We start from the raw sequence: 21,198 nt of genomic DNA, 5'->3' as shown, positions 1-21,198 counted from the left end.
CAACTCAGCGCTCCCCCTTGTTGAACGGCACCATCAGCGCCGCTGGCACCTGTGCCCGGCGGGACATCACGACAAGCGCAAGGATCGACAGGATATAAGGCGCCATCAGGAAGATTTGATAGGGAATGTCGGCCCCGAGCGGCGTTTGCTGCACGCGGATTTGCAACGCATCAAAGGCCGCGAACAGCACCGCGCCCAAGAGCGTCTTGCCCGGTTTCCACGAGCCAAAGACCACCAGCGCGATGCAGATCCAGCCGCGTCCGTTGACCATCTCGAAGAAAAAGGAGTTGAACGCGCTCATCGTCAGGAACGCCCCGCCCACGGCCATGAACCCGCTGCCGACCATCACTGCGCAGATGCGGATGGCGGAAACGCTGAGGCCCTGCGCCTCGACCGCCGCCGGGTTCTCGCCCGCCGCGCGCAGGGCAAGGCCCATGGGCGTGCGGTAAAGGACAAGCGTCACAGCGACGACCAGCACAAAGGCGAGATAGGTCAGCGGCGTTTGGTTAAACAGCGCGGGGCCGATCACGGGCATGTCGGAGAGGATCGGGATTTCAAGCGGTTGGAAGGCTTCAATCTTCGGCGGCGAGGTGACCTCGGGCAGCGCCAGCCGATAGCAGTAGTAGGTGAGCGAAGTCGCCAGAAGTGTGATACCGAGGCCGACGACATGCTGGCTGAGGCCAAAAGGCACCGTCAGCACGCCATGCACAAGGCCAAAGGCCATGCCCGAAAGCATCGCCACGGCGACGCCGAACCAAAGGCCGCCGCCTAGGTAGACGGTGAGCCAGCCGGCGAAGGCGCCGACGACCATGATGCCCTCGATGCCTAGGTTCAGCACCCCTGCCCGCTCGCAGATCAGCTCACCCAAGGCGGCGAAGATCAGCGGCGAGGCGATGCGGATCGCGGCGGTCCAGAAGCTTGCCTGAAGGAGAATGTCGAGAATATCCATCAGTCGCGCCTCACCCGGAATTTGGTCAGCATGATCGCCAACACCATCGCCAGAAGCCCCAGCGCCAGCATGATGTCGGCGAGGTATGTCGGCACGCCCGCCGCGCGGCTCATGCTGTCGGCGCCCACGAAGATGCCCGCGACGAAGAGCGCGGCAACCACCACGCCCAAGGGGTTTAGCAGCGCCAGCATGGCGACGATGATCCCGGTGTAGCCAAAGCCGGGCGAGATATCCAACGTGAGGTTACCCTTAAGCCCCGCCACCTCGGAAAAGCCCGCCAGCGCAGCGAGGCCACCCGACAGCAGCGCCGTCTTGATGAGCGTGGCGTTGACCGGGATGCCCGCGAACCGCGCTGCCGCGGGGTTCAGCCCCACCGCGCGCATCTCGTAACCCAGCGTGCTGCGGCGTTGGATCACCCAGACGACGAAGGCCGAGATCAGGGCAAGGCCGAAGCCCCAGTGCATCCGCAGCCCCTCGGCGATGCGGGGCAATCGTGCCTCTGCGATCAGCCGCGCGGACTTAGGCCAGCCGAGGCCCATCGGGTCTTTCAATGACCCTTCGAGCAGCATGGACACCCAGAGCAGTACGACGAAGTTCAAAAGCAGCGTGGTGACGACTTCATCGACGCCGAACCGGGTCTTGAGGAAGGTCGGCACCAGCAGCACCACGGCCCCGGCGAGCATGGCGGCAAGGGCAATCGTCGGCAAGAGCGCGAAGCTGGGCCAGGCCAGCGCGCCGGTGCCCAGCACCACGGTGACCACCGCGCCCATGTAGAGCTGCGCCTCGGCTCCGATGTTCCACAGCTTCGCGCGGAAGGCGACGGCGACAGCCAGACCGGTAAAGATCAGCGGCGTGGCGCGGTTGAGGGTCTCCAGCGTGGCGAATTTCGACCCGAAGGCGCCTTTGACGATTAGGCCCAGCACCGAGAACGGCTGTGCGCCCGCGACCATCGCCAGCAGAGAGGCCACGACCACGGTGGCGAAAAGCGCCAGCGCAGGCAGGCCCAGCGAGCGGGTCCATGTGGGGTTGGCGATGGGCTCAAGCCGCATGGGTTGTCTCCTCAAAACCGTCTCCGGCCATCCAGACGCCAAGCTCGGCGGGGGTCATTGCGCCGCGCGCGAAACCGGGCGAAAGGCGGCCTTCGGAGATGACATGAATCACGTCCGACAGCGCCGTGACCTCGTCGAGGTCTTCCGAGATCAGCAGCACCGCCGCCCCCCGATCCCGGGCGGCAAGGAGTTGTTCGTGCACGTAGGTCAGCGCGCCGATGTCGAGGCCGCGCACCGGCTGATTGGCCAGCACGACCGAAGGTGCGGTCTCCAACACGCGCCCCAAGATCAGCTTTTGCATGTTGCCGCCCGAGAGCAGCCGGATGCGGGTTTCCGGACCGGGGCAGCGTACATCGTATCCCTTGATGATCTTGGCCGCGAAGTCGCGCGCGGCGCGCCAGTTCATCCAGCCATGGCGGGAGAAACCGGGGCGGGAGTAGAGTTCAAGCACCGCGTTTTCGGTGAGGTCGAAGTCGGCGATGGTGCCGGTCTTGTGGCGGTCCTCGGGGATGCGGGCGATGCCCGCGCTGATCGCGGCATGGGGCGACCAGCCGCGCGGGGCGTCGCCTTTCACGTGAAACCTGCCCGACGCGGGGCGGATCAGCCCGCCGATCAGGTCGGCCAGCGCGGTTTGGCCGTTGCCGGAGACCCCGGCAAGGCCGGTGATCTGGCCCGCACGCAACTCAAGATCGACATTCTTTAGCCCGGGTGCTGAGCCGATGTCAGGCGAAGAGACGCCTGCCAGCGTGACCAGCGCGGCACCCGGATCGGCACGGCGCACAACAGGGGCGGCGACCTCGGAGCCGACCATCATCTGCGCCATCCGCGCGCGGTCGGTCTCGGAGGTCTTGGCTTCGGCCACCAGCTTGCCATGGCGCAGCACCACCACGCGGGACGAGATCGCCATGACCTCATGCAGTTTATGCGAAATGAAAATAACCGAGAGGCCGAGCGCCACGGCCTTGCGCATGGTGGCGAAAAGGTCATCGGTCTCTTGCGGGGTGAGAACGGCGGTGGGTTCGTCCAAAATCAGTATACGCGCCTCGCGGTAGAGGGCTTTGAGAATCTCGACCCGCTGCCGCTCGCCGACGCTGAGGCTGCCGACCTGTGCGTCGGGGTCCACCCGCAGCCCGTAGTCCTCCATCAGCGTGACAATCCGCTGACGCGCCTGCGCGCGGCCAAAACCGGGGCGCCAGATCGAGCGGGTGCCAAGCACGATATTTTCCAGCACGGTCATATTGTCGGCAAGCGTGAAATGCTGGTGCACCATGCCAACGCCAGCGGCCAGCGCGGCACGCGGATTGCCCGCAGGCAGACGTTGGCCGAAAACCTCAACATGGCCTTCGTCCGGCGTGTAGTGACCAAATAGGATATTCATCAGCGTGGTCTTGCCCGCGCCGTTTTCGCCCAGCAGGGCAATGACTTCGCCCTGCCGCAGATCAAAGCTGATCGCGTCATTGGCGGTGAGTTTGCCAAATCGTTTGGTAATATTATCGAGGCGCAGGACAACCTGCGCCTCGGGTCTTGGATCGGTCATTAAGAGGACTTCGGTTCTTCGTCGTCGATGTCGACGGTAAAGGAGCCATCCTTGATCGCCTGTTCGCGTTCCTTGACCAGATCAAGCGCCTCTTGCGGGACTTTGCCCTCGAAGGTGCCAAGCGGTGCCAGCGAAGACCCGCCCTCGGACATGAAGGAATAGCGGCCATAATCGTCGGCCATGAACTCGCCTGCTTTGACGGCGGCGATGGCGGCATCAAGGGTCGGCTCGAAGTGCCACAGGGCCGAGGCGACGACGGTTTCGGGGTACTCGGCTTGCGTGTCGATCACATTGCCGATGGCCAGAATGCCCTTTTCCTGCGCCGCGTCCGACACGCCGAAACGCTCGGCATAAAGCACATCGGCCCCCTGCTCGACCATGGCGAATGCGGTTTCCTTGGCCTTGGGCGGATCGAACCAAGAGCCGATGAAGCTGACTTGGAATTTGATATCGGGGTTCATTTCCGCAGCACCCGCCATGAAGGCATGCATCAGGCGGTTCACTTCGGGGATCGGGAAGCCGCCGACCATGCCGATGTTGCCGCTCTCGGTCATCGCACCGGCGATGATGCCCGACAGGTATGCCGCGTCCTGAATGTAGTTATCGAAGACCGCAAAATTGGGCAGCGCATCATCTTGTTTGAAGCTGGAGCCCATGAGGAAGGCGACCTCGGGGTAATCGGCAGCGACTTCGCGCGCTTCGGCCTCGGCACCAAAGACTTCGCCGACGATCAACTGGTTCCCGGCCTCGGCATATTCGCGCAACACGCGGGCGTAGTCGGTGTTGGAGACATTTTCGGTGAAGGTATATTCGATGTCGCCGCGCGCCTGTGCGGCTTCGGCCGCTTTGTGGATGCGGCTGACCCATTGCTGTTCGACCGGCACGGTATAGACGCCAGCGACTTTAAGCGGCTCGGCAGCCAGCGCGCCCTGTGGCAAAAGGCTGGCCCCGGCCAGCATGGCCGCCGTGCCCAATAGGAAGCGGCGTGTGAGATTGCGTTGTGTCATATTATATCCCCCGTTGGTTAGGTATTTTACCGTTTGATAAAATAATTTACCTGTCAAGCTTCTCCTGACCCTAGGTCAGCCCAAGCTTTTCCGAATACGCGCGATGTGCTGATTATTGTGGCAGTCAGCAAGCGAAGCGGTAAATAGGGTCGACCCCAAGGATCGGATTCTACGATGAGCCATGTATTGCACCGTAACCTGCGCGCCACGCAACCTGTGATCGTACGCGGAGAGGGAAATTTCCTTATTGATGACAAGGGGAAGCGCTATCTGGATGCCTGCGGCGGCGCTGCGGTGTCGAGCCTTGGACATGACAACGCCGCCGTGCGCGCCGCTGTCGCCGCGCAGATGGACCAGCTCGCCTTTGCCCATACTGGCCTCTTCACCAACACCCCGGCAGAGGCGCTGGCCGACCATTTGATCGCCCGCGCACCTGAGGGCACCGGCGAAGGGCGGGTGATGTATCTGGGCAGCGGGTCCGAGGCGATGGAAGCGGCGCTGAAGCTCGCGCGGCAGTATCATTTGGAGCGTGGCGACAGCGCCCGCGCCAAGATCATCGCGCGCAAGCCCAGCTATCATGGCAACACACTGGGCGCGCTGGCGGTGGGCGGCCATGCCGGACGCCGCGCACCCTTTGCGCCGATGCTGATGGATGTGGAGCATATCGACGCGGCCTATGCCTACCGCCTGCAACGCGAGGGCGAGAGCGAGGCGGATTTCGCGCAACGCTTGGCGGATCAGTTGGAGACGCGGATCGTTGAACTGGGGCCGGAGACAGTCGCCGCCTTCGTGGCTGAGCCGGTGGTCGGTGCATCGCTCGGCTCCCAACCCGCGCCTGCGGGGTACTTCAAGCGGGTGCGCGAGATTTGTGACCGGCACGGGGTTCTGCTCATCGCCGACGAGGTGATGTGCGGCATGGGGCGGACGGGCAGCCTTTTTGCGTTAGAGCAGGAAGGCATCTGCGCCGATATCACCACAATGGCCAAGGGGCTGGGCGCGGGCTATCAGCCCATTGCGGCGGTGATGGCCCGCGAAAGCGTGATCGACGCGATCATGGCGGGCAGCGGCAATCTGTGGAACGGGCATACTTATATGTCGCACGCCGTCGCCACGGCTGGCGCATTGGCAGTGCTGCAAGAGGTCGAGAGCCGCGATCTGCTGGGGGCCGTGCGCGCGCGGGGGCAGCAGTTGGAAGCCGCGTTGCGCGAGCGGTTCGGCCAGCACGCCCATGTCGGTGACATCCGCGGGCGCGGGTTGTTTTGGTCCATCGAACTGGTGGCCGAGCGTGACAGCAAGACGCCCTTTGACGTCAGCCGCAACCTTGCGGGCAAGATCCAACGCGCGGCGATGGACGCGGGGATGATCTGCTACCCCTCGCAGGGCTGTGCCGATGGCACGGCGGGAGATCATGTGTTGCTGGCCCCGGCCTTCACCTCCCCGCCCGAGGAAATCGATCTGATTGTCGATATGCTCGGCGCGGCGGTGGATCAGGTAATCGCGAAGGGCTGAGCCCTCCGCCCGGTTACCGGCCTTTGATCTGGATCGAGAAATTGCGCTGCGCCCCGGCGGGCGGGCGCGGGAAGGGTGCGGCCTGTCGAATGATGCCAAGCGCCGCTTGGTCCAGCGCCGCCGACCCGGAACTACGCGCCACCCGGACGCCTGCCAATTGCCCGCCATTGCCAATGGAAAAGGCGATCACAGCGGTCCCGCGCGAGCGGACGCGCGGTTTGCCGACGCGGGCGATGCGGCTCATCACTTGGCCGGGATAGTTGCTGGCCGCCGCATTACCCGCAGGTGCTGCGGCCCGCTGACGGGTGCCGGACTGCGCGGCATTGCCCGCACGGGCGGCGGTCTGCGCGCCCTTGGTGTTGTCGCGCTTCGCATTGCCGCGCGTGGTCTGCTTGGGCTTGGTTTTCGGCTGTGGCTTGGGCTTGGCCTTCTTGGCGGCTTCGGCGGCGCGTTCGGGGTCGCGGCGCTGTGGGCGCTGCGACAGACGCGGCGCATCGTCCTCAGCCTCGGCGGTGAGGGTCTCGACCGGCGGCGCCGGGGCCGCGGCTGTGATGGTCGGCGTGGCGATGATGGTCTCGGGCGGGGTTTCGACCGGAGTCAGGGCGGGCAAGACGGGTGTCTGCGCCGCAGTGGTGGGAGGTGGGGCCGCGGGCATGGGCTCTGCCTTCACGGCTTGCACGGGCTCTGCGACGGGCGAAGGCGTGGGGGTGAGCGTGGGCTCCGGCGCGGGGGTCGGCGGCAGCGCCTGTGCGGTCTTCAGCGGCTCGGGCTCGGGGGTCGGCATGATCTCCTCCACCGGTTCGGCCTCTAGCGTGCCGACGGCCATATCCTCAAACCGGGTGCCAAGCTGGGCCGCGGCGGGCGCTCCGCCACCCGCGATCTTAACGCTGTCGTCAATTTGGGTGAGTTGCGACACGCCCACGACGAGGCTGGCCGCGACGCCGATGGAAAGTGTTTTAGCGAGACTGGAACGGGGGATCATTGCAGCGCCCTTTCGGTGACAAGCATGACGCGCTCTGCCCCCGCCCCGCGCAGCTCACGGGTCAGTTCAACAAGACGGCGGGCAGGCAAAGCGCGGTCAGGCAGCAACCGCACGGTATCGCGCTCTTCTTCGGGCAGCGCGTCGATGAAATCGGACACACTGGCGCGGTCTTGACCGGCGTAGGTCATGCGGCCATCGGCATGGACCACCAGCGCATTGGGCGGGGCGCGGCCCTCAAGTTCGCGGGTTTCCACGAGGTTGAGGTCGGAATCCAGCGGCTGCGACAGGGTGCCCGCGACCATAAAGAAGACCAGCATCAGAAAGACGATGTTGATCAATGCGATGGTCGGTTCGCGTTGTGGCTTGGCCTTGGCAATGGGTCGCATGGTCAGCCCTCCAGAACCGAGACGCTGAGCCCCGGCAGGGCGCGCAGCGCGATGAGCAGATCGGCCAGCGCCTGCGCCTCGACCTCGGCCCCGAGCGAGACCAGAAGCGGCGTGCCCTTCTCGGCCTCGGCCAAGGGGCTGGCGGTCAGCGCGTCAAGCGCCAGCGCATCGCCGTTGAGGCGCAGCCCCTCGGTGGTCAGTTGCAGGAAATAGGGTTTCGCCCCCGTCTCGGCCCCTGCCCCGGATGTCGCTGCGGCCAATTCGATCTCGGCAAATTTTGAGAAGGTCGAGGTTAGCATGAAGAACAACAACAGCAGAAAGATCACGTCGATCAGAGAGGTCATGGAGAGGCGGTTGCGCCGCCGGCGTGGCCTAGCCATGGGCTGGCCGGGGCGCGGCGGCGGCAAATTGGGTCGCGGCAGGTGCGGCGGCGGGGGCCGCTCTCTGGCCGGGGTGCAGCACGGTGAGGATCGCCTTGTCGGCGATGACGCGCTCGGTCTCCATCCGCTGTTCCAGCCAGCTGAGCACCAGCGCGGTCGGCATGGCAACGACCAGCCCCACCGCAGTGGTCAGAAGCGCCACCCAGATGCCACCCGCGAGGATCGAGGGATCCACCTGCGACCCTGCGTCTTGCAAGGCGCGGAAGGCTTCGATCATGCCCAGAACCGTGCCGAAGAGGCCCAAGAGCGGGGCAAGCTGAGCCACGGAATCGAGCAGGCGAAAGCCGCGCTCCAGCTTGGCAAAGCGCAACTCGGCCTCGGCCTGCAAGCGCGAAGCGTCCGCGTCGGGCGCAGACATGGCCAATTCGATCACCGGGGCGAGGTAGCTTTTCGACCGGCCCAGCGCAGAGCGGGCAGCGGTGGCATCGCCGCGCTCCCAAGCATTGACCGCTTCGGACAGCGCCCGGTGGCGGCCCACGGCGGCAGCGCGGAACTGCCATGTTTTATAAAGCGCCACGGCGAGGGTCAGCACCGCCACGGCCATGAGGATTACCACTACCGGGCCACCGGTTTCGGCAATGTCCCGCAGAGGGGTCAGCAGTTCGCTCAGTTGATCCATCAGCCCAGCACCTCGATCTCGGTCCGGGTTGCCGGGGCCAGCGCGTGTTCGCAGGTGCCCGCCGCGATCCCCGCCCCTTCGCAGCTTTGCGCACCGTTAAAGAGGATACGGCCAAGGTTTTCGCAGGTGGTCTGCGGCACCACGAATTGGCGCACGCGCGGGCGGCCTACGGGCAGTTGACCAAAGTCAAAAAGGGTCAGCCGGTTCACGGTGCCTTCGCGGTCGAACAGCACGGTTTCATAGACCGCCTTATCCAAGGGCGCGGAGAGGTCGTTCGTGATGAGAAAGGTCAGCTTGCAATTGGCCTCCGTGGTGTCGGCGGCGTTCAACTCGACCTTGAGAACTGGTTTGGTGACAGGCGTCTCGGCGGCGGCGCCTTGGGCGATTGTCAGGCACAGGGCCGCGAGGAACGCGGAACGAAAATGCGGCATGGGGGTGGCTCCCGATGGGTTTATCTTTGATCACGGCGCGCTGCTGGGGCGCCTGCCACGGGGGGCAGAATCGTCAAAGCAGCTGTCACGCCAAGCGGAATTTCTTTGTGCTGCCTAGCAAAATCGGTCAGCGGTGACAATCCTGACTTTAATACTCGGATTAGACAATCCCTCGCTGCCCGCCTTCTGCGCAGGGAACAGTTGCGGCGAATTGGTGTTGGGCTGCTGAAACTATCGCGCGCGGCAATATCGCACGCGCAGAGAAGGAGGTTAGAATGACCGACAACAGCCCAAAGATCGCAACCATCGATCCCACGCATAATGTGGCCCTGTTCACGCCGGACGCCAAAGCGCTGGAACAGGCGGCCTCGGCCGGAATGAAAACGGTGGTGAACTTCCGTGCTTCGGATGAGAAAGGCGGCCTTTCCCCCGATGAAGAGCGGCTGGTGGCCGAGAAGCTGGGGCTGAACTACCTGCACCATCCGGTCACGCCCGATACGCTTGGCCCCGATACGGTGGACGAATTCCGCAAGTCATTGGATGACCTGCCGCAGCCGGTGTTCCTGCACTGCGCCTCGGGCAAGCGGGCCGGGGCGATGACGCTGATGGCCCTTGCGGCAGACAAGGGATGGGACGGTGACACGGCCCTGCAAGAAGGCAAATCACGCGGCATTGACCTGACCGAAGAGAAGATCGGCCAGTTGGTCAAATCCTACGCGGATCGCAAAGCATGAAAGAGGCGTCCGGTTTTGCCGGGCGCATTATTTTTCCGCGCAGTAGAGGCCGTGCAGCGTTTCCAGAACCGCAACGGCCTCCTGCCCTTTCACCCGGTAAAAGATCGTCTGCCCCGCGCGGCGACTGTCTACAAGCCCCGCTTCTTTCAGCTTTTTAAGTTGCTGTGACATGGTGGATTGCGACAACCCGCAGGCCTGCGCCAAATCCCCAACCGAACGCTCTCCGCCCAGCAGACGGCACAGGATTTGCAGCCGCGCCTCTGATGCGAGCATCGTCATCAGGGCAGCCGCTCCGGCAATGTCACCGTCCAAGAAATCGTCCGAGCTTTTCATATTAGCATCATTGAATATTAGGAATGGGTAATATATACTGAATAGCAGTCTGAGACAAGCCAGCCGCCAAGGCGGGCGCGCAAGGAGTTAAGACATGGAAACTGAATTCACACCTTGGCTGTCGCTGGGCGGCGGCGCGCTGATCGGAGCCTCGGCGGTGCTGCTGATGGCAACGAACGGCCGTATCGCGGGCATCAGCGGGCTGACCTCACGGCTATTTGCGCGCAGCAGTGACGGCGAAGCGCGGGGCGTTTCGTTCTTTTTCGTGCTGGGGCTTTTGCTGGCAGCACCGCTTTGGTTGATTGTCTCGGGCGGCTGGCCGCAACAATGGGTGCCGTCGAACCCGCTTTTGATGGCTCTGGCCGGGCTGTTGGTCGGCTTTGGCGCGACCTATGGCAACGGCTGCACCTCGGGCCATGGGGTCTGTGGGATCAGCCGTGGCTCGGCACGGTCAATCGTGGCGACGGTGACCTTCATGGCAACGGCCTTTGTGACGGTCTTCGTCATGCGGCATGTGTTGGGAGCGTGAGATGAAACAGGTATTCGCCCTACTCTCCGGCCTCGTCTTTGGTATCGGCCTTATCGTCTCTGGCATGGCGGACCCCGCCAAGGTGCTGAACTTTCTCGATGTCTTTGGCACATGGGATCCCAGCCTCGCCTTTGTCATGGGCGGCGCCATCGCCGTGACAGCACCGGGCTTTGCATTGCTGTTTCGCAGCCGTCAGACCCCCTATTTCGACAGCACATTCCGCGTCCCCACCCGCAACGATCTTGAGCCGAAACTGCTGACCGGCGCTGCGATCTTTGGCGTGGGCTGGGGCTTGGGCGGCTTCTGCCCCGGCCCTGCGCTGACCGCCTTGCCCTTGGCGGCCAGCGGCACGTTGATCTTTGTGCCCTTCATGCTGGGCGGCATGTGGATCGCCCGCCACACCCCTGATTTGATTACTAAAACTAAGGAAGGACCTGCCTGATGAGCGACCCTCTGAATACACCCGTCGTGCGCCATTCGCCTTCAACCAGTGCGGGCAGCCCCGATGTCTGGGGCGTTTATGAACCCGACACAGGCTCGATCCAATACATCTGCGCCGATCCGGCGACCAAGAAGGCCGCGCTGATCGATGTGGTCTGGAATTTTGACCCGAAGAATTACAAGTTCACGACCGAGAGCATGGATCAGGTCTTGGACCTTGTGAAAGAGCACGGCCTGAGCGTGGAATGGGTGCTTGATACGCATCCCCATGCGGACCACGTCATGGCCTCCGCCCATCTGAAAGAACGAACTGGCGCGCCCAATGCCATTGGTGCGCTGGTGCCTGAGATCGCCAAGATTTGGGCGGACCTCTACAACCTGCCGAACGCCTTTGACCCCGACCGCGACTTTGACCATCTGTTCGAAGAAGGCGAGACGTTTAAGATCGGTGAATTGGACGCCAAGGTGATGCTGTCGCCCGGTCACACACTGGGGTCGATCACTTACGTCTGCGGCGATGCGGCCTTTGTGCATGACACATTGATGCAACCCGATGCGGGCACCTCGCGGTCGGATTTTCCGGGGGGCAAGACGGCGGAGCTTTGGGACTCGATCCAAGATATCCTCGCCCTGCCCGGCGACACGCGGCTTTATATCGGACATGACTACGGCACCGACGACCGCAAAGAGCCGATGTGGGAGGCCACTGTGGATAAGCACAAGGCCAAGAACATCCACGTCAAAGATGGCACCAAGCGCGAGGACTATATCGAGCGCCGCCAGAAGCGTGACGCGACGCTTTCGCTGCCGAACCGCATCCTTGCGGCCTTGCAGATCAACCTGCGCGGCGGGCGTCTGCCCGAGGCCGAGGATGACGGCAACCACTACCTGAAACTGCCGGTGAACCGTTTCGACTGAGCCAACCGGGTGGCCCCTCGGGGCCGCCCCTATCTGACGGATCGCCGCCCATGCCTCTCCCTTCGCTTTCGCACTACCTGCCGATCCTCGACTGGGGACGGCGCTATGACCGCGGCCAGTTCACCGGGGATATGATCGCGGCGGTGATCGTCACGATCATGCTGATTCCGCAATCGCTGGCCTATGCGCTTTTGGCAGGCATGCCGCCCGAGGCTGGCATCTACGCCTCTATCGCGCCAATCGTGCTCTACGCCATCTTCGGCACCAGCCGCGCGCTGGCGGTGGGGCCGGTGGCCGTGGTCTCGCTGATGACGGCGGCGGCGGTGGGCGAGATCGCGCAGAGCGGCACGGCGGGCTATGTCACGGCGGCGCTGACGCTGGCCTTTCTGTCGGGCGCGATGCTGCTGGCGCTTGGGCTGTTTCGGCTGGGGTTTCTGGCGAATTTCCTGTCGCATCCGGTGATCGCTGGCTTCATCACCGCCTCCGGCATCCTGATCGCTGCCAGCCAGCTGCGGCATATTCTGGGGATCGAGGCCGAGGGGCACACGCTGCCGCAGTTCCTGTCGAGCCTCTGGGCGCATCTGGGGGAGGTCAATGTCATCACCCTCGGCTTGGGCTTGGCCGCCACGGCCTTCCTGTTCTGGGTGCGCGGCGGGCTGAAGCCGCTGCTGCGGCGCATGGGTCTGGGGCCGCGTATGGCAGATATCGGGGCCAAGACTGGGCCGGTGCTGGCGATTGTGGCGACGACGCTGGCGGTCTGGGGCTTCGATCTGGGCGCGCGGGGCGTTTCAATCGTGGGCCAAGTGCCGCAGAGCCTGCCGCCGCTCACCCTGCCCTCCTTTTCGCCCGAGCTCTTGTCGCAACTGTTTGTCCCGGCGCTGCTGATCTCCGTCATCGGTTTTGTCGAGAGCATCAGCGTGGCGCAGACCTTGGCCGCGAAGAAGCGCCAGCGGATCGACCCGGATCAGGAGTTGATCGGCCTCGGCAGCGCCAACCTTGGCGCGGCCTTTACCGGCGGCTTTCCGGTCACCGGGGGCTTCTCGCGCTCGGTGGTGAACTTCGACGCGGGCGCCGAGACCCCTGCCGCAGGCGCTTTCACTGCCGCCGGGCTGGCGCTGGCGGCGCTTTTTCTGACGCCGCTCATCCACTACCTGCCCAAAGCCACGCTGGCCGCCACGATCATCGTCGCGGTGCTGAGCCTCGTCGACTTCTCAATCCTGAAACGCGCTTGGGCCTTCAGCCACGCCGATTTCGCCGCCGTCAGCGTGACGATCCTGCTGACGCTGATCTTCGGCGTCGAAGCCGGGGTGAGCGCGGGCGTCGTGACTTCGATCCTCGTGCATCTTTACAAGACCTCCCGCCCGCATATGGCCGTGGTGGGCCGGGTGCCGGGGACCGAGCATTTCCGCAACGTGCTGCGCCACGAGGTCGAGACCCAGCCCCATGTGCTGAGCCTGCGGGTGGACGAGAGCCTCTATTTTCCAAACGCCCGCTTCCTAGAGGATCAACTAGCGCTCTATGCCGCGGACAAGCCCGAGCTGACGGACGTCGTGCTGATGTTCCCAGCGGTGAATGAGATCGACCTTTCAGCGCTGGAGTCGCTGGAGGCGATCAACACGCGGCTGCGGGATGCCGATATACGGCTCCACCTGAGTGAGGTCAAAGGCCCGGTCATGGACCGCCTCAAGCGCAGCCACTTCTTGGATGATCTGACGGGCGAGGTATTCCTCAGCCAGCATGAAGCCGTTTGCGCCTTGGCCGAGCGGCACTGAGGAATTCGAGAGTATTTGTCCGCGCGCGGGAACCGCCCTGCCCGTCGCGCGTTGGCCTGCCATGAACAAGATATTTGCGCGCGCCGCCGCCCTTTCCGCCTGCCTTTTTGCCACTGCCGCCCCTGCCGAACAGGTGGGGAATGTCGACGTGGACTGGCTGGGCAATGACATCATCGTCGAGGCCGTGGCCGACCCCAAGGTCAAGGGCGTGACCTGCCATTTGGCCTATTTCGAGCGCGGCTTGATTGACCGGCTGCAAAAGGGCAACTGGTTCGAAGACCCGTCGAACTCCTCCATCTCTTGCCGTCAGACCGGCCCGATTGAAATGGGTGATATCGAGATGGACGATGAGGGCGAGAATGTCTTTAGCGAACGGCGCTCAATCATCTTTAAGACGCTGCGGGTAAAGCGGATTTTTGACAAAGAGAACAATACCTTGATCTACATCAGTCACAGCCAGCAGGTGCAGGACGGCTCGGCCAAGATGTCGATGTCGACCGTGCCCCTGTTCCAGCCCGGACAATAAGCCCAAGGGACCAAGTTTTCCTCGGCGAAGCCTTGCCATCCTGGCGATCCCGCCTTGTCGGGCGACCTGCCTGCGATATGCTGCGCAAAACGCAACAATGCAGCGACAGGCAGGATTTATGAGACATTCACGCAGAACATTCGCATTCGGCCTCGCCGCTCTGGGGCTGACCTCGGCCTGCTCTACCGGGGGCGGCGCGCTTGGCCCCGCAACGGCGGCTGGGGTGCCGGACGATCTGCGCCCGGTACCCAATGCAGGCTATGATGCTTGGGTCGCGGCGTTTAAGGGCCGTGCCTCGGCGCAGGGGATCTCGGCCAGCACCTTAGCCCAAGGGTTCCGCGGCGCGGGCTATCTGCCCGGCGTCGTGAAACGGGACCGCAACCAAACAGAATTCAGCCGCAGCTTGGAAGATTACCTTGCCATTGCTGCTTCGGATGAACGTGTCTCGAAAGGGCGCGCGGCCTTTGCGCGGCATCGCAACACGCTGAGCGCCATCGAAAGCCGTTATGGCGTTGCGGCTGAGATCGTCGTGGCGGTTTGGGGGCTGGAGAGCTTCTTTGGCGAGCGGCGCGGCAATGTGCCTGTGGTCTCTGCCACCTCGACACTGGCCTATGACGGGCGGCGCGGTGCGTTCTTTGAAAAGCAGTTGATCGCGGCGTTGAAAATCCTGCAAAACGGCGACATAAGCGCGGACCGCCTCACCGGGTCTTGGGCCGGAGCCATGGGGCATACACAGTTTATCCCTACGTCTTATCAAGCCTTTGCCGTGGATTTCACCGGCGATGGGCGGCGCGACATTTGGTCAGAAGACCCCAGCGATGCGCTGGCCTCGACCGCCGCCTATCTGTCGCGCAACGGCTGGACGCGCAGCGTGAAATGGGGCGGCGAAGTGGGCAGCATGCCCGCCAGCGCCGGATCGGTGATCCAGCCGCAGGCAGCTGGGCCGCAGTTTGTGGTGACCAGCAATTTCCGGGCGCTGAAGCGCTACAACAACTCTGACAGCTACGCCATCGGCGTGGGCCATCTGGCCGACCGCATCGCCGGGGGCGGGCCGCTGCGCGGCAGCTTCCCACCCGATGCCAATGGGCTGACCAAGGACGACCGTATGGCGCTGCAACAGCGGCTGACGGCGCGGGGGTTTGACACCGATGGTACCGACGGCGTGATCGGGCCGAACAGCCGCAAAGCGATCAGCGCCTATCAGGCCAGCGTGGGCCTGCCTGCGACGGGCGAGCCTTCGGTCGAGCTGCTACGCCGCCTGCAATAGGCAAGCCTAACCGGGGCTGATACCAGCACGGTCGAGCATCCCTGCCACCTCGGCGAACGAGGCTTGCGGTGGGGTGTGCTCGGCCTTGCGCTGGCTGAGGAAGGCCTCGCAGGGGCCAGCGAAGGCGATAGCACGGTCCAATTCGGGGTTGCTGCCGCTGCGGTAAGCGCCGATGCGGATCAATTCCTCCATATCCGCATGGGCTGCCAGCGCCTTATGAGCGGCAGTGAGCAGCGTATACTCCACATCACTGTGGCAATCCGGCAACGTTCGCGAGACGCTCGCCAGCAGATCAATCGCTGGATAACGCCCCTTTTCGGCAATCTTTCGATCCAACACGATATGCCCGTCCGTGATCCCGCGCACGGCATCGGCGATGGGGTCATTCATATCATCACCATCCACCAAAACGGTGAAGATCGCGGTGATATCGCCCTTGCCCACCGGCCCCGGCCCGGCACGCTCCAACATCTGCGGAAGCTCCGAGAAAACCGTCGGCGGGTAGCCCTTGGCGGTGGGTGGTTCGCGCGAGGCGAGGCCGATTTCTCGTTGCGCCATGGCGAAGCGGGTTACGCTGTCCATCAAGAGCAGCACGTGTTGGCCCTGATCGCGGAAATGCTCGGCCACGGCCATAGCGGTCCAAGCGGCTTGGCGGCGGGTGAGCGGCGGCTCGTCCCCGGTGGCGACGACAAGAACCGCCTTCTCCATCCCCTCGGGGCCAAGGTCGGTCGAGATGAAATCCTGCACCTCGCGGCCCCGTTCACCGACCAGCGCCATGACCACCACATCGCAGTCCGTATAGCGTGCCAGCATGGCCATCAGCGTCGATTTACCAACGCCGGAGCCTGCGAAAATGCCCAAGCGCTGGCCCTGACAAAGCGGCGTGAAAACATCCAGCGCGCGTACATGGGTCGCCAGTTTCGGGCCGATGCGTTTGCGGTCAAACGCACCCGGCGGCGCGGCGCGCAGCGGGCGGGCCTCGTTGCCCTCGGGCAGATGCCCCTTTCCATCAAGTGGTGCAGCAGAGGCGCTGATGACACGGCCCTTCCAGCTTTCGTCCGGGCGGATCACATCGCGGCCAACCGCGACCTCCACCCGGTCGCCCGCCGCCACCCCGCGCCACGAGCCGAAGGGGAGCAATTCGGTGCCATGGGTGCCCAGCCCCACGACCTCGGCATGGACCGGCCCGTCAAAGCCATGCACGATGCAGCGCTCGCCGATGCCCAAGACCCGCTCCAGTCCCACGGCGGTCAGGGTAATGCCGGTGATCGCGCGCACTTCGCCGGTGATCTCGGCCTCGCCCGCCTCGCGGGCAAAGCTGGTCAGCTCGGAAAAGAGTGTCTGCATGGATAAATTTCCTCTAGGAGAGCAAGCTAATATTTACTATACAAGGATTAAACAGGCTATAGGCAAAAAAATGAACTTGTCTAATCTTTCTATTCTTGGACTCGCTTCGGACCGGATGCAGTGGCTTTCGGCCCGGCAAAAGGTCGTGTCTGAAAACGTCGCCAATGCGTCGACACCGAACTTCAAGGCGCGTGATGTGTCGTCCTTTGAATCGATGCTGAGCGGAGAGCTGTCGCGCGATAATGGGCTGGTGACAACCCATGACAAACACTTCACTGGCGTGGCCCAAGGTACGCCCGGCGTGCGTGAGGTGACGGATCGCAGCGCCATTGGCACCACGCTGGACGGCAATACCGTGAACCTCGAAGAACAGGCCGTGAAGGCCGCCGAAATCGGCGACCATTACAGGTTGGCCGCACAGCTTTATCGCAAGAGCTATGACATGCTGACCATGGCCGTCACCGGGAACAGGTAAGGAAAACCCATGGATCCGCTTCAGTCTATCGCCAAAATCGCCGCCAGCGGGATGACCGCGCAGACCGCGCGTTTGCGGGTGATCTCGGAAAACGTGGCCAACGCCGATTCCACGGGCACCACGCCGGGCGCCGACCCGTTCCGCCGCAAGACCATCAGCTTTTCCGAGTTGATTGACCGCAATGGCGGCGGGTCATTGGTTGAGGTTGACCGCATTGGGCGCGACCAGTCGCCCTTCCGCCGTGATTATGACCCGTCGCATCCGGCGGCAGATGACACTGGCTATGTCAATCGGCCCAATGTCGATCCCATCATTGAGATGGCCAACATGCGCGAGGCCTCGCGGAACTACGAGGCCAACATGAACATGTTCGAGTCCGGTCGCCGGATGCGCGGCCAGATGCTCGACCTGTTGAAGTGAGGTAACCTGAGATGAGCGACCCCGCCTCCCTGATCTCGACCGCCGCGGTTCGCGGTGCCTATCGCACCTCGCAATCGCTGACCGGCCAAAAGGGCGAAGCCATCGCCGAAGAGGCGGGCGCCAGCGCCAATAGCTTCACCAATATGGTGCAGCAAGCCTCTGAAAGCGCGCTGGAAACGGTGCGTGAGGGCGAAGCCGTGGCCCAAGCCGGGCTGCGCGGTGAGGCGGATACACAGCAGGTGGTCGAAGCCATGTTGGCGATGGAGAGCACCGTCAAAGTGGCCGTCTCCGTGCGCGACCGCTTTGTCGAAGCCTATCAGGAAATCTTGCGGATGCCGATCTAGGCCATGACCGAAACCCAGACCTATGACATCATCTCTGCTACCGTCCGGGCCGTGCTTTTGGCCTCGGGTCCGGTGTTGGGGGTGGCGCTGGCGATCGGTCTGGTAATCGCGTTCTTCCAAGCCCTGACGCAGATTCAGGAAATGACGCTGACCTTCGTGCCCAAGATCGTGATGATCTTTGTCACCCTGCTGGTCGCGACGCCGTTTATGTATGCCACGCTGAAGAACCTGTCGGACACAATCTTTGACCTCGTGCAGAACGGTGGGCTGTGAGGGGCTGGCGGCATATCGCAGCGGCGCTTTTGGCGGCCGCGCTCGCCACCCCTGCCCTCGCCCAAGGCTGGGGGTCGTTCTATGAGCCATCGCAGAAAAACGCGGTGACCAAGACAGCCCGGACGCTGGCCGCCAAAGGCGGGCCCGAAGGCGTCTGCATCCGTGAAATTCTGGCGGCACAAACACGGCACGGCATCCCCGACAACCTGCTGCTGGCCATCGGCCTGCAAGAGGCAGGCACCCGGCGCAACGGACATTTCACGGTCTGGCCCTATGCGGTCAACGCGGCGGGGGAAGGGCGGCTATTTGACAGCCGCAATGCCGCGCTGGATTGGATCGCCGAGCGGCAGGCGAGCGGCATCCGCTCTATCGACGTGGGCTGTATGCAGATCAACATGCGCTGGCACCCGGATGCGTTTGACAGCCCCGCCCAAGGGTTCGATCCACGGGTGAATGTCGATTACGCGGCGCGGTTCCTCAAGCGGTTGCACCGCCGCACGGGCAGTTGGATGCAGGCCGCGGGGTCGTATCACTCCTTTGAGCCTGAGTTCCGCGACACCTACCTTGACCGTCTGCAAAAGAACATCTCTGCCGCCAATGCGCGGCTGCCGGAGTTTCAGGCGCTGGCCAGTGCCAGCCCCGTTCCCGCGCGTCCGCGCAAGACGCCTCGCAGCACGTCGGGCAGCTATGACCGGATGGCGGCCAAGGCCACTTGGGGCGCGCAGATCGGCGGGGCCGAGAACGCGCGCCGGTCGCTTTATTCAGCCCATGAGATGCAGCCCGTCCTGCCACAGTTCACCACCGTCCACGCGGAGGATGCGGGATGAGCACGAAACCGAACTCCATAATGCCGCAATGGCGCATGTTTGGCGCAAATAAAGACGTCAGCTTTGCCGTTGGCATGTCGCTAGTACTGGCGGTCCTGTTCCTGCCGCTGCCGCCGATCTTGCTGGACTTCGGGTTGGCGCTGTCACTGTCGCTCTCTGTGCTGATCTTTATGGTGGCGCTCTGGATCCCTTCACCCTTGCAGTTCAACTCTTTCCCGACGCTGCTGCTGGTCACCACCATGTTGCGCCTGTCGCTTAACGTGGCCTCAACCCGGCTGATCCTCAGCGAAGGCCATGCCGGTCTGCACGCCGCGGGCGATGTGATCCAGGGCTTCTCCAAGTTCATCGTGGCGGGCAATTTCGTCATCGGTGTGGTGATCTTTGCCATCCTCGTCATCATCAACTTCGTCGTGATTACAAAGGGCTCGACCCGTATCGCCGAGGTTGCCGCGCGGTTCTCGCTGGATGCGATGCCCGGCAAGCAGATGGCGATTGATGCTGACATGGGTGCCGGGCTGATCGATGAGGACGAGGCGCGTCGTCGCCGTAAGGAACTGGAAGACGAAAGCGCGTTTTTCGGGGCGATGGACGGTGCGTCGAAATTCGTGCGCGGCGATGCGGTGGCGGGGCTGATTATCACGCTGATCAACGTCATCGGTGGCATTCTGATCGGTGTCGTGCAGCGCGGCATGGGCGTGGGCGATGCCTTTAACGTCTTCACCTCGCTAACCATCGGGGACGGGCTGGTCAGCCAAATCCCGGCGTTGGTGGTGTCGCTGGCAGCCGGTCTGATCGTGACCAAGGGGGGCACCCGGGGCGCGGCGAACGAGGCGGTCTTTGACCAGCTGTCGAACTTCCCCAAGGCGCTCTATATGGCAGCGATGCTGTTGTTCGCTATCGGCCTTCTGCCGGGCTTTCCGCTGCTGGTCTTCGCCCTTCTGGCCGCGGCCATGGTGGGCTTGGGCGTGGTGATCCAGCGCGGCGCGGCAGAGGCGGCAGAGGCCAAGGCAAAGGCTGATGCAGAGGCGCAGAAAAAGCAGGACATGCCGGAGGTCGACAGCAACCCCATGCACCTCGACGAGTTGCGGCTGGTTCTGGGTGAAGGGCTGGTGGCGCTGGCCAACCGTCCCGACGCGGTGCTGCCGAGCAAGATCAAATCCCTGCGCAAACATTTCGCCGAAGAGTTCGGTTTCCCCATGCCCTCGGTGCGGATCAAGGATGACGTGAGCCTGCCGATCAACAGCTACTCTTTCCAAATCCACGGCGTCGATGTGGCCAAGGGCGACATCCGCGCCAACCAGATGATGGTGATCAACCCCGAAGGCGCGCCGCTGCAACTGCCGGGTGAGGCCACGCGCGAGCCGACGTTCGGGCTCGATGCGCTTTGGGTCGACAGCAAGGTCGCCGATCAGGCCGAGGCCCAGGGCTATACGGTGGTGGACCCGGAAAGCGTGATCACCACGCATCTGACCGAAGTGGTGAAAGAGAACATGTCCGAACTGCTCACCTACGGTTCGGCAAAAGAGGCGATTGAGGGGCTGGACCGGAATTACCAAAAACTGGTCAACGATCTGCCCGTCCCCTCCCCCGCCATTCTGGTGCAGCAGGTCTTGCAGGAACTTCTGTTGGAGCGTGTCTCGATCCGCAACCTGCCGCTGATCGTCGAGGCGATGGCCGAAGCCACGCGCCAGACCAGCAAGCCCGCGCTGGTGCTGGAAAACGTCCGCCGCCGCCTGTCGAGCCAGATTTGCCAAGGTCTGTCCGATGGGCAGGGATTTGTGCCGGTTATCACCCTGTCGCCGTCATGGGAGGCCGAGTTCATCGACGCGGTCAAAATGGTCGGCGAGGATCGCACATTCGTCATGTCCCCCAAACGGGTGCAGGAATTCGTGCTGCAAGCCCGTCAACAGATCCAACGCTTCGCCTCTGAGGACAGTTGGCCCGCGCTGATGGTGAACCCCGAGGCGCGGTCTTATGTGCGCTCCATGTTAGAGCGGGTCAGCCCGATGACGCCGGTGATCTCCAACGCCGAAATCCACCGCAAGGTGTCACTGCGGACCGTCGCCACCATCGGGGGCTAGAG

25 protein-coding genes are annotated in these 21,198 nt (G+C 63.5%); 14 read left to right on the top strand and 11 right to left on the bottom strand.

All coding sequences use genetic code 11. The features are described from left to right. Positions 1 to 4: 4 nt before the first annotated feature. From O4H31_RS05730 to O4H31_RS05715, 4 genes are read right to left on the bottom strand one after another with little or no spacing between them, the layout of a single operon-like run. Positions 5 to 949, bottom strand: a complete 945-nt coding sequence (locus tag O4H31_RS05730) for an ABC transporter permease (protein ID WP_269343678.1) — start codon at positions 947 to 949, stop codon at positions 5 to 7. Next, entirely contained in the window at positions 949 to 1,998 is a 1,050-nt protein-coding gene (locus tag O4H31_RS05725) for an ABC transporter permease (RefSeq protein ID WP_269343677.1), read from the bottom strand. The genes O4H31_RS05730 and O4H31_RS05725 overlap by 1 nt, the downstream gene beginning before the upstream one ends. Further along, a complete protein-coding gene (locus O4H31_RS05720) occupies positions 1,988 to 3,535 on the bottom strand; it encodes an ABC transporter ATP-binding protein (protein WP_269343675.1) in 1,548 nt (515 codons plus the stop codon). The genes O4H31_RS05725 and O4H31_RS05720 overlap by 11 nt, the downstream gene beginning before the upstream one ends. Continuing rightward, a complete protein-coding gene (locus O4H31_RS05715; protein WP_269343673.1) occupies positions 3,535 to 4,542 on the bottom strand; it encodes a BMP family protein in 1,008 nt (335 codons plus the stop codon). Before O4H31_RS05715 ends, O4H31_RS05720 begins: the two co-directional genes overlap by 1 nt. Positions 4,543 to 4,716: 174 nt before the next feature. Here O4H31_RS05715 and O4H31_RS05710 point away from each other — a divergent pair, with 174 nt between their 5' ends. Next, positions 4,717 to 6,051, top strand: coding sequence for an aspartate aminotransferase family protein (locus tag O4H31_RS05710; RefSeq protein WP_269343671.1), 1,335 nt, complete (start codon positions 4,717 to 4,719; stop codon positions 6,049 to 6,051). 13 nt (positions 6,052 to 6,064) lie between these two features. Here the strand turns inward: O4H31_RS05710 and O4H31_RS05705 are convergent, their stop codons facing one another. The 5 genes from O4H31_RS05705 to O4H31_RS05685 are packed head-to-tail and all read right to left on the bottom strand — an operon-like array spanning position 6,065 to position 8,909. Next, positions 6,065 to 7,033: a cell envelope integrity protein TolA gene (locus tag O4H31_RS05705; RefSeq protein WP_269343669.1), complete on the bottom strand. Its 969-nt coding sequence runs from the start codon at positions 7,031 to 7,033 to the stop codon at positions 6,065 to 6,067. Next, positions 7,030 to 7,419, bottom strand: a complete 390-nt coding sequence (locus O4H31_RS05700; RefSeq protein ID WP_269343667.1) for an ExbD/TolR family protein — start codon at positions 7,417 to 7,419, stop codon at positions 7,030 to 7,032. The genes O4H31_RS05705 and O4H31_RS05700 overlap by 4 nt, the downstream gene beginning before the upstream one ends. A 2-nt stretch (positions 7,420 to 7,421) precedes the next feature. Next, on the bottom strand, positions 7,422 to 7,799 hold the full coding sequence (locus O4H31_RS05695; RefSeq protein WP_082849554.1) for a biopolymer transporter ExbD: 378 nt from the start codon (positions 7,797 to 7,799) through the stop codon (positions 7,422 to 7,424). Further along, positions 7,792 to 8,478, bottom strand: a complete 687-nt coding sequence (locus O4H31_RS05690; protein WP_269343663.1) for a MotA/TolQ/ExbB proton channel family protein — start codon at positions 8,476 to 8,478, stop codon at positions 7,792 to 7,794. The genes O4H31_RS05695 and O4H31_RS05690 overlap by 8 nt, the downstream gene beginning before the upstream one ends. Next, positions 8,478 to 8,909 (bottom strand): hypothetical protein, encoded by a 432-nt coding sequence (locus O4H31_RS05685; protein ID WP_269343661.1) that lies wholly within the window; start codon positions 8,907 to 8,909, stop codon positions 8,478 to 8,480. The genes O4H31_RS05690 and O4H31_RS05685 overlap by 1 nt, the downstream gene beginning before the upstream one ends. Positions 8,910 to 9,184: 275 nt before the next feature. Between O4H31_RS05685 and O4H31_RS05680 the strand changes: the two genes are divergently transcribed. Continuing rightward, positions 9,185 to 9,643, top strand: a complete 459-nt coding sequence (locus O4H31_RS05680) for a beta-lactamase hydrolase domain-containing protein (RefSeq protein WP_269343658.1) — start codon at positions 9,185 to 9,187, stop codon at positions 9,641 to 9,643. A gap of 27 nt (positions 9,644 to 9,670) precedes the next feature. Here the strand turns inward: O4H31_RS05680 and O4H31_RS05675 are convergent, their stop codons facing one another. Beyond that, positions 9,671 to 9,976: an ArsR/SmtB family transcription factor gene (locus tag O4H31_RS05675; protein ID WP_269343656.1), complete on the bottom strand. Its 306-nt coding sequence runs from the start codon at positions 9,974 to 9,976 to the stop codon at positions 9,671 to 9,673. Between the two features lie 94 nt (positions 9,977 to 10,070). Between O4H31_RS05675 and O4H31_RS05670 the strand changes: the two genes are divergently transcribed. The 6 genes from O4H31_RS05670 (at position 10,071) to O4H31_RS05645 (ending at position 15,429) form a co-directional block, all read left to right on the top strand. Then, positions 10,071 to 10,505, top strand: coding sequence for a YeeE/YedE family protein (locus O4H31_RS05670; RefSeq protein WP_067628499.1), 435 nt, complete (start codon positions 10,071 to 10,073; stop codon positions 10,503 to 10,505). Between the two features lies 1 nt (position 10,506). Further along, positions 10,507 to 10,947 carry a YeeE/YedE family protein gene (locus O4H31_RS05665; RefSeq protein WP_269343652.1) on the top strand — a complete coding sequence of 147 codons (441 nt, stop codon included), beginning with the start codon at positions 10,507 to 10,509 and terminating at the stop codon, positions 10,945 to 10,947. Continuing rightward, on the top strand, positions 10,947 to 11,864 hold the full coding sequence (locus O4H31_RS05660; protein WP_269343651.1) for an MBL fold metallo-hydrolase: 918 nt from the start codon (positions 10,947 to 10,949) through the stop codon (positions 11,862 to 11,864). The genes O4H31_RS05665 and O4H31_RS05660 overlap by 1 nt, the downstream gene beginning before the upstream one ends. Before the next feature lie 50 nt (positions 11,865 to 11,914). After that, complete coding sequence (locus O4H31_RS05655) at positions 11,915 to 13,636, top strand: SulP family inorganic anion transporter (protein ID WP_269343649.1); 1,722 nt, start codon at positions 11,915 to 11,917, stop codon at positions 13,634 to 13,636. Positions 13,637 to 13,697: 61 nt separating this feature from the next. Next, positions 13,698 to 14,162 carry a CreA family protein gene (locus O4H31_RS05650; protein WP_269343647.1) on the top strand — a complete coding sequence of 155 codons (465 nt, stop codon included), beginning with the start codon at positions 13,698 to 13,700 and terminating at the stop codon, positions 14,160 to 14,162. 118 nt (positions 14,163 to 14,280) lie between these two features. Beyond that, positions 14,281 to 15,429, top strand: coding sequence for a lytic murein transglycosylase (locus O4H31_RS05645; RefSeq protein WP_269343645.1), 1,149 nt, complete (start codon positions 14,281 to 14,283; stop codon positions 15,427 to 15,429). 6 nt (positions 15,430 to 15,435) lie between these two features. Here the strand turns inward: O4H31_RS05645 and O4H31_RS05640 are convergent, their stop codons facing one another. Continuing rightward, positions 15,436 to 16,776, bottom strand: a complete 1,341-nt coding sequence (locus tag O4H31_RS05640) for a FliI/YscN family ATPase (protein ID WP_269343643.1) — start codon at positions 16,774 to 16,776, stop codon at positions 15,436 to 15,438. Positions 16,777 to 16,846: 70 nt separating this feature from the next. Between O4H31_RS05640 and flgB the strand changes: the two genes are divergently transcribed. Genes flgB through flhA form a run of 6 tightly spaced genes read left to right on the top strand, consistent with a single transcriptional unit; the run spans position 16,847 to position 21,196 of the window. Then, the gene (gene flgB / locus O4H31_RS05635) at positions 16,847 to 17,251 is read left to right on the top strand and encodes a flagellar basal body rod protein FlgB (protein WP_093928376.1); all 405 of its coding nucleotides are present in this window, start codon (positions 16,847 to 16,849) and stop codon (positions 17,249 to 17,251) included. Between the two features lie 9 nt (positions 17,252 to 17,260). Beyond that, positions 17,261 to 17,671, top strand: coding sequence for a flagellar basal body rod protein FlgC (flgC, locus tag O4H31_RS05630; RefSeq protein ID WP_067630405.1), 411 nt, complete (start codon positions 17,261 to 17,263; stop codon positions 17,669 to 17,671). An 11-nt stretch (positions 17,672 to 17,682) separates the two neighbouring features. Then, a complete protein-coding gene (locus O4H31_RS05625; RefSeq protein ID WP_093928375.1) occupies positions 17,683 to 18,015 on the top strand; it encodes a flagellar hook-basal body complex protein FliE in 333 nt (110 codons plus the stop codon). A 3-nt stretch (positions 18,016 to 18,018) separates the two neighbouring features. After that, entirely contained in the window at positions 18,019 to 18,288 is a 270-nt protein-coding gene (fliQ, locus tag O4H31_RS05620; protein ID WP_269343639.1) for a flagellar biosynthesis protein FliQ, read from the top strand. Continuing rightward, entirely contained in the window at positions 18,285 to 19,115 is an 831-nt protein-coding gene (locus tag O4H31_RS05615; protein WP_269343637.1) for a lytic transglycosylase domain-containing protein, read from the top strand. The genes fliQ and O4H31_RS05615 overlap by 4 nt, the downstream gene beginning before the upstream one ends. Then, entirely contained in the window at positions 19,112 to 21,196 is a 2,085-nt protein-coding gene (gene flhA / locus O4H31_RS05610) for a flagellar biosynthesis protein FlhA (protein ID WP_269343635.1), read from the top strand. Before O4H31_RS05615 ends, flhA begins: the two co-directional genes overlap by 4 nt. Positions 21,197 to 21,198 lie beyond the last annotated feature (2 nt).

Origin of the sequence: Sulfitobacter dubius, assembly GCF_027214245.1 — a bacterium.
Lineage (GTDB): Bacteria > Pseudomonadota > Alphaproteobacteria > Rhodobacterales > Rhodobacteraceae > Sulfitobacter > Sulfitobacter dubius_A.
Note: the sequence above shows the minus strand (reverse complement) of the source record. Positions and strands in the feature narration are given on the sequence as shown.